This is a genomic window from Micrococcus sp. KRD077, assembly GCF_017168505.1.
Classification (GTDB): domain Bacteria; phylum Actinomycetota; class Actinomycetes; order Actinomycetales; family Micrococcaceae; genus Micrococcus; species Micrococcus luteus.
In genome coordinates, this window is record NZ_JABFAZ010000091.1 from 1 (window position 1) to 6,645 (window position 6,645).

The 6,645-nt window shown below is 74.7% G+C and carries 7 protein-coding genes and 1 tRNA gene; 5 read left to right on the plus strand and 3 right to left on the minus strand.

Features of this window, described 5'->3' with window-relative positions; genetic code table 11:
• Positions 1-238 precede the first annotated feature (238 nt).
• Together J1M39_RS11800 and J1M39_RS11805 are read left to right on the plus strand one after the other, a co-directional pair.
• Positions 239-622: a cold-shock protein gene (locus J1M39_RS11800; RefSeq protein WP_020628350.1), complete on the plus strand. Its 384-nt coding sequence runs from the start codon at positions 239-241 to the stop codon at positions 620-622.
• 3 nt (positions 623-625) lie between these two features.
• A complete protein-coding gene (locus J1M39_RS11805) occupies positions 626-1,111 on the plus strand; it encodes a DUF3027 domain-containing protein (RefSeq protein ID WP_102708741.1) in 486 nt (161 codons plus the stop codon).
• A 91-nt stretch (positions 1,112-1,202) separates the two neighbouring features.
• Here J1M39_RS11805 and serC read toward each other — a convergent pair whose 3' ends face one another.
• The gene (gene serC / locus J1M39_RS11810; protein WP_206496832.1) at positions 1,203-2,330 is read right to left on the minus strand and encodes a phosphoserine transaminase; all 1,128 of its coding nucleotides are present in this window, start codon (positions 2,328-2,330) and stop codon (positions 1,203-1,205) included.
• Positions 2,331-2,458: 128 nt separating this feature from the next.
• Between serC and J1M39_RS11815 the strand changes: the two genes are divergently transcribed.
• From J1M39_RS11815 to J1M39_RS11825, 3 genes are all read left to right on the plus strand, one after another.
• Complete coding sequence (locus tag J1M39_RS11815; RefSeq protein ID WP_020628347.1) at positions 2,459-3,181, plus strand: metal-dependent transcriptional regulator; 723 nt, start codon at positions 2,459-2,461, stop codon at positions 3,179-3,181.
• Positions 3,182-3,340: 159 nt separating this feature from the next.
• Positions 3,341-3,835, plus strand: coding sequence for an HNH endonuclease (locus J1M39_RS11820; RefSeq protein ID WP_020628346.1), 495 nt, complete (start codon positions 3,341-3,343; stop codon positions 3,833-3,835).
• Positions 3,836-3,911: 76 nt separating this feature from the next.
• A complete protein-coding gene (locus tag J1M39_RS11825) occupies positions 3,912-5,780 on the plus strand; it encodes an ABC transporter ATP-binding protein (RefSeq protein ID WP_070709529.1) in 1,869 nt (622 codons plus the stop codon).
• Between the two features lie 26 nt (positions 5,781-5,806).
• Here J1M39_RS11825 and J1M39_RS11830 read toward each other — a convergent pair.
• Positions 5,807-5,880 (minus strand) — tRNA-Arg (locus tag J1M39_RS11830).
• Positions 5,881-5,932: 52 nt separating this feature from the next.
• Entirely contained in the window at positions 5,933-6,580 is a 648-nt protein-coding gene (locus tag J1M39_RS11835) for a hypothetical protein (protein WP_036317981.1), read from the minus strand.
• Positions 6,581-6,645: the final 65 nt, after the last annotated feature.

Here is a 6,645-nt window from a genome sequence, read left to right on the forward strand (position 1 = left end):
GGCGGGGAGGGTGGAGGTCCGAGGCATGCCCGCCACTCTAGTCGGGCTATCCTGGGAGGTCATTGACGACCACGTCCTCCGCCGTCCCCTCCGGGCGCACGGCCAGGCTGGTCCCACCGATGCCGCGGCGCACCGCCACGCCGGTGCCGGACCCCGCCGACCCGAGACGAGAGCACGGCCGCCCCTGCGGCGCCGGCCCGACGCGGTGGACCCACATGACGAGGAGCAGGTGACGCACATGCCCACCGGGCGCATCAAGTTCTACGACTCGACCAAGGGCTTCGGGTTCGCCCAGACGGACGAGGGCGAGGAGGTCCACGTGCCCGCCTCGGCCCTGCCGGCCGGGGTGACCGAGCTGCGCGGAGGCACCCGCGTGGAGTTCGGCGTGGCCGAGGGCCGCCGCGGCAAGCAGGCGCTCTCGCTGCGCGTGCTCGACGCCGCACCCTCGGTGGTCCGCAACCACCGACCCGGCGCCACCGAGATGGCCGTCCTCATGGAGGACCTCATCACGTGGCTGGACCAGACCTCCAACGGCCTGCGCCGCGGCCGCTACCCCCAGCGCGCCCAGGCGCAGAAGATGGCGCAGGTGCTGCGCCGTGTCGCCGACGATCTGGAGGCCTGAGCCATGACCACCCACGACGACGCCCCGCGCGTCGACCACCGGAGCCCCGACGCCGAGCCCGCGCCCGCGGAGGAGAGGGCGGCCGTGCCGCCCGCGCGTCGCCGGGCCCCGCGCCGCGACGAGCTGCTCGCCGCCGCCGTGGACGCCGCCCGCGCGGGGCTGGCCGGGCTGGCCGCCCCGGACGAGGTGGGGGAGCACGTGGACGTGCTCGTGGACGACGACCGGCTCCTGACGCACCGCTTCGCGTGCCGCATGCCCGGCTACGCGGGCTGGCTCTGGTACGTGACGATCGCCCGGGCCCCACGCGCTAAGCAGGTCACCGTGTGCGAGACGGGCCTCATGGCGGGGGAGGGTGCGCTCGTGGCGCCCCCGTGGGTGCCGTACGCCGAGCGGGTGAACGAGGAGGAGCGCGAGCGGCTCAAGGCCGTGGCCGAGGGCCGCGTGCCCGGCTCCCCGGCGCCCGAGGCCGCGCCGGACGACCGCGGCTGAGACGGCGCGCCCCGGCTGACCCGCCGGGGCGGACACGCAACGGGCCCGCGGTGGAGTCCCCCGCGGGCCCGTGTCCCCGTCCGGGGACGGCTCAGGCCAGGCGCTCGACCACGTGGTCGATGCAGCGCAGCAGTGCCGCGACGTCCTCGGGCTCGATCGCGGCGAAGGTCGCGATCCGCAGCTGGTTCCGGCCGAGCTTGCGATAGGGCTCCACGTCCACCACGCCGTTCGCGCGCAGGGCCTGGGCGACCGCCGCCGCGTCGACGTCGTCGGAGAAGTCGACGGTGCAGACCACGGCGGAGCGGTCCTCGGACCGGGCCACAAAGGGCGTGGCGAAGGACGACGCCTCGGCCCACGCGTACACGCGCGAGGAGGAGTCGGCGGTGCGGGCGGTCATCGCGTCCAGCCCGCCCTGACCGTTCATCCAGCGCAGCTGCGCGTCCAGCATGACGAGCGTGGCCAGCGCGGGCGTGTTGTAGGTCTGGTCCTTGAGGGAGTTCTCCACGGCCGTGGCCAGGTCCAGGAACGCCGGGATCCACCGGCCGGACTCCTTGATCTCCGCGACCCGCGCCAGGGCCCGCGGGGAGAACAGCGCGAGCCACAGACCGCCGTCGGACGCGAAGTTCTTCTGCGGCGCGAAGTAGTACACGTCCGCCTCGGACACGTCCACCGGCAGGCCGCCCGCGGCCGAGGTGGCGTCGACGACGACCAGCGCGTCCTCGTCGATGCCCGCGGGGCGGACGACGGGCGCCATCACGCCGGTGGAGGTCTCGTTGTGCGGCCACGCGTACACGTCGACCCCGGCCACGGCCTCCGGCTCGGGGCGGGTGCCCGGCTCGGAGGTGCGGATGTCCGACGGCGCCAGGAACGGCGCCTGGTCGGTGGCCTTGGCGAACTTCGAGCCGAACTCGCCGAAGCTCAGATGCTGGGCGCGCTCGCGGACCAGGCTGAAGGCGGCCGCGTCCCAGAACGCGGTGGAGCCGCCGACGCCGAGGATCACCTCGTAGCCCTCCGGCGCCGAGAACAGCTCGGCGACGCCCGACCGGACGCTCGCCACCAGGTCCTCGACCGGCTTCTGACGGTGCGACGTGCCGAGCAGCCCGGCTGCGTCCTGGAGCGCGCTCAGCTGCTCGGGGCGGACCTTGGAGGGGCCGGCGCCGAAGCGGCCGTCGGCCGGCAGCAGGTCCTGGGGGATGGTGATCTCGGCGGGGGAGGTCATGCGTGCTCCTGACGCTTCGGGGTCGCGGGTCGCGCCCATTCTCCCGCGCCCGGGACCACCGGCCGTCCACGTGACTCACGCCTCGCTAGGATGTCCGGGACGAAGAGCCCGAGGGAAGAGGACGTGCCATGACGGATCTGATCGACACCACCGAGATGTACCTGCGCACGATCCTCGAGCTCGAGGAGGAGGGCATCCCCCCGCTGCGCGCCCGCATCGTCGAGCGTCTGGAGCACTCCGGCCCCACCGTCTCCCAGACCGTGGCCCGCATGGAGCGGGACGGGCTGGTGCACGTGGGCGCGGACCGTCGGCTGGAGCTGACCGTGGCGGGCCGCGAGCGGGCCGTGTCCGTGCTGCGCAAGCACCGCCTGGCCGAGCGCCTGCTCGCGGACGTGATCGGCCTCGAGTGGGAGCTCGTCCACGAGGAGGCCTGCCGCTGGGAGCACGTGATGAGCGACCAGGTGGAGCGCCGCCTGCTCACGCTGCTGGAGAACCCCACCGAGACCCCCTACGGCACCCCGATCCCGCCCCGGCCCGAGCAGGCCTCCGCCGAGGACTGGAGCCGCGACATGGGCCTGGCGGGCGCCCGGCTCTCCGAGGAGGCCGCCACCGCCGGCCGGTTCCGCGTCCGCGGGCTGGCCGAGGGCGTGCAGACCGACCCCGAGCTGCTGGCCCAGCTGGCCGGCGCCGGCGTGACCCCCGGCCGCGTGGTGCGTGCCGAGGCCGCCCGCGACGCCGGGTACATCCGGGTCGAGGGCGAGGCGGAGGACGGCGCGGCCGCGGACGGCGGGGCCCTCGAGCTGGCCGAGGCCACGGCCGCGCACGTGTGGGTCGAGCGTCTCGACGGCTGAGGCGCGGCGCGCCGTCGTCGTGCGTGACGGGGGCGTGATGGCCCGGTGACGGGCCGGTGAACCTCTTCCGCCGCCGCAGGCGACACGCGGCGCGCCGATGCACCCGCGTCTAGCGTGGAGACACGACGCCCCTGTGTCCCCACGCTTCCGAGGCCCCCGATGCGCACACTTGTCCTCAACGCCGGCTACGAACCCCTCTCGGTCGTCTCCGACCGCCGGGCGCTGCTGCTCGTGGCCACCGGCAAGGCGAGCGTGCTCGAGGACGCCGGTGACCCGATGCGCAGCCCCACCCGCGCGTGGGGCCGACCCCTCGTGATCCTGCTGCACCAGTACATCCGGGTGCCCCACACGGATGCGGCCCCGGTCTCCCGCAAGGGCGTGCTGCGCCGGGACGGACACCGCTGCGCCTACTGCGGCGCCCACGCCACCACCGTGGACCACGTGCGGCCGCGCTCGCGGGGCGGCGAGAACTCGTGGGAGAACCTCGTGGCCTGCTGCCTGCGCTGCAACGGGGCGAAGGCGGACCGCTCGCTCGAGGCCCTGGGCTGGCGGCTGCGGGTGGAGCCGGTGCGCCCGCGCGGGGCCCAGTGGCGGATCCGCGAGCTGGAGCGGCCCGCCGAAGCGTGGCGGGACTACCTGCGCCTGGCGGCCTGACGCCGGAAGCGGAATCGCGCCCGCCCGTGCCCGGCGGTTCCTAGACTCTCCAACGGTCGAGAGAGCGGAGGGGCCCATGAGCATGGAGTCGGCGGCACGGATGTCCATGATGCGGATGACCCGCGGGCAGTCCGACGCCCAGCAGAGCCTCGCCCGCGGCACGGTGCGCCGGACCATCGCGTTCGCGGGCCGGTACCGCACCCGCCTGATCGTGTTCGTCGCGGCGTCCATCGTGGGCGCGGTGCTCGGCGTGGCCTCGCCCGTGCTGGCCGGCGACGTCGTCAACGCGATCACCGGCGGCGCGGACCGCGGGCTCGTGGTGCGGCTGGCCCTGCTGATCGCCCTCGTGGCGGTGCTCGACGCGGCGCTGTCCGTGTTCACCAAGTGGCTCTCCGCCGGGCTGGGGGAACAGGTCATCTACGACCTGCGCACCGCCGTGTTCGACCACGTGCAGCGCATGCCGGTGGCGTTCTTCCAGCGCACCCGCACCGGCGCGCTCGTCTCGCGCCTGAACAACGACGTGATCGGGGCGCAGTCGGCGATCTCGCGGACGCTCTCCGGCGTCGTCGCGAACGTGGTGTCCGTCGCGCTGACCCTGGGCGTGATGGTGGCCACCAGCTGGCAGGTCACCGTCCTGTCCCTCGTGATGCTGCCGCTGTTCCTGCTGCCGGCCCGGGCGGTCGGCTCGAAGCTGGCGGGCCTGTCCCGCGAGCGGGCCGGGCACAACGCGGCCATGGGCGACCAGATGACCGAGCGGTTCTCCGCTCCCGGCGCCACACTCATCAAGCTCTTCGGCCGCCCCGCCGCCGAGTCCGCCGAGTTCGCCCGCCGCGCGGACCGCGTGCGCGCCACCGGCGTGGACATCTCCGTGCGCCAGGCCGTCTTCACCACGCTGCTCACCCTGGTCTCCGCGCTCGCGCTCGCGGCCGTGTACGGCGTGGGCGGGCTCCAGGCGATCGCGGGCACCCTCGACGCCGGCGACGTCGTCACCCTCGCCCTGCTGCTGACCCGCCTGTACGCCCCCCTGACCGCGCTGGCGAACGCCCGCGTGGAGATCATGAGCGCGCTCGTGAGCTTCGAGCGCGTGTTCGAGGTCCTGGACCTGGAGCCGCTCATCACGGAGCCCGCGCGGCCCGCGGCCCTGCCGGAGGGGCCCCTGTCCGTGCGGCTGCGGGACGTGCGCTTCGCCTACCCCACCGCGGAGCAGGTGTCCCTGGCCTCCCTCGAGGAGGTCGCCGTGCTGGACACGCGCGGCGGCGAGGAGGTGCTGCACGGGATCGACGTGGCCGTGCCCGCCGGGGCCACCGTGGCCCTCGTGGGCTCTTCGGGTGCGGGCAAGTCCACCATCGCCTCGCTCGTCACGCGCCTGCACGACGTCACCTCCGGCGCCGTCGAGATCGGCGACGTGGACGTGCGGGACCTCGCGTTCGCGGACCTGCAGCGGGCCGTGGGCATGGTGACCCAGGACGGCCACCTCTTCCACGAGACCGTGCGCGCCAACCTGACGCTGGCCCGCCCCGACGCGACGGACGAGCAGCTGTGGGACGCCGTCGAGCGGGCCCGCCTGCGCCCCGTGGTCGAGGCGCTGCCGGACGGGCTGGATACCGTGGTCGGCGAGCGCGGCTACCGCCTCTCCGGCGGCGAGCGGCAGCGCATGACGATCGCGCGGCTGCTGCTGGCGGCCCCGCGCGTCGTGGTGCTGGACGAGGCGACGGCGGCGCTGGACTCCACCAACGAGCGCGCCATCCAGGAGGCGCTGGGGGAGGCGCTGGCCGGGCGGACCGCGATCGTGATCGCGCACCGGCTCTCCACCGTGCGCAACGCGGACGAGATCCTCGTGGTCGAGGCCGGGCGGATCGTGGAGCGCGGCACGCACGCCGAGCTGCTCGCGGCGGACGGACGGTACGCGGAGCTCTACACCACGCAGTTCGCCGACGCGGAATGAGGCGGCGGCCGGACCGGCCACCCGGGTGCCCCAGGCCGGAATCGAACCGACGGCCTACCCTTTAGGAGAGGGTCGCTCTATCCAACTGAGCTACTGGGGCGCGGACCGCGCGTCGCGCGCGCCGGTCCGGTGAGCGAGTCTAGCCGAGCCTTTCAGGCCGCCCGCGCGGCGCGACCACGACGGCGCCGCCCGGCCCACAGCATCACGGCCACCGCCAGCGCGAGCAGCGCCAGCAGGACCCAGCGGGTCAGCGTCAGGGCGGCGGCCAGGCCGGTGCCCGGGCCGCCGGCGGCGATCGCCTGCTCGATCGCGATGTTCTCGCAGATGTCCACGACCGCGAACAGCACGCCCAGCCCGAAGACGGCCCACTTGGCGCCGACGGGACGCAGGCGCCATGCGCCGACCGCGGTGACCGTCAGTGCCACGGCGATCGGGAAGATCACGCCGGCCGTCTTGTGCACCCAGTTCAGCTGGCCGCGGGCGTCCTCGTCCATGACCGCGGAGAGCGCGCGGATGTGGTCCTGCCCGTAGAACAGCAGGGAGTCCGGCATCGCCAGGCCGCCGCTGAGCTGGGTCATCTGCTGCAGCACCAGCAGATGGAGGTACGCGCCCACGAGCAGGGTGGTCACGATCAGCGCGCTCACCGGGATCGCCGGGCTGCCCTCGCGCTCAGCGGCCGCGGCGAGGTCCTCACGGACGTTGACGTCCCGCAGCGTGGGACGGGAGCGCGGGGACTCGGCGACCGGGCGCGCGGCGGGCCGCGACGGGCGCGGACGGGACTTGCGGGACTTCTGGGACACGGGGCACCTCCGCGGTCCATCCTCCCAGACCGGCCGAGCCGGTCCGGTCCCGCCCAGCCCCGCCC

Bases quoted from the DNA above. Each gene is read 5' to 3' on its own strand.
- serC (WP_206496832.1), bottom strand. From the start codon at position 2,330: ATGACCTCCCCCGCCGAGATCACCATCCCCCAGGACCTGCTGCCGGCC.
- J1M39_RS11815 (WP_020628347.1), top strand. From the start codon at position 2,459: ATGACGGATCTGATCGACACCACCGAGATGTACCTGCGCACGATCCTC.
- J1M39_RS11805 (WP_102708741.1), top strand. From the start codon at position 626: ATGACCACCCACGACGACGCCCCGCGCGTCGACCACCGGAGCCCCGAC.
- J1M39_RS11820 (WP_020628346.1), top strand. From the start codon at position 3,341: ATGCGCACACTTGTCCTCAACGCCGGCTACGAACCCCTCTCGGTCGTC.
- J1M39_RS11800 (WP_020628350.1), top strand. From the start codon at position 239: ATGCCCACCGGGCGCATCAAGTTCTACGACTCGACCAAGGGCTTCGGG.
- J1M39_RS11825 (WP_070709529.1), top strand. From the start codon at position 3,912: ATGAGCATGGAGTCGGCGGCACGGATGTCCATGATGCGGATGACCCGC.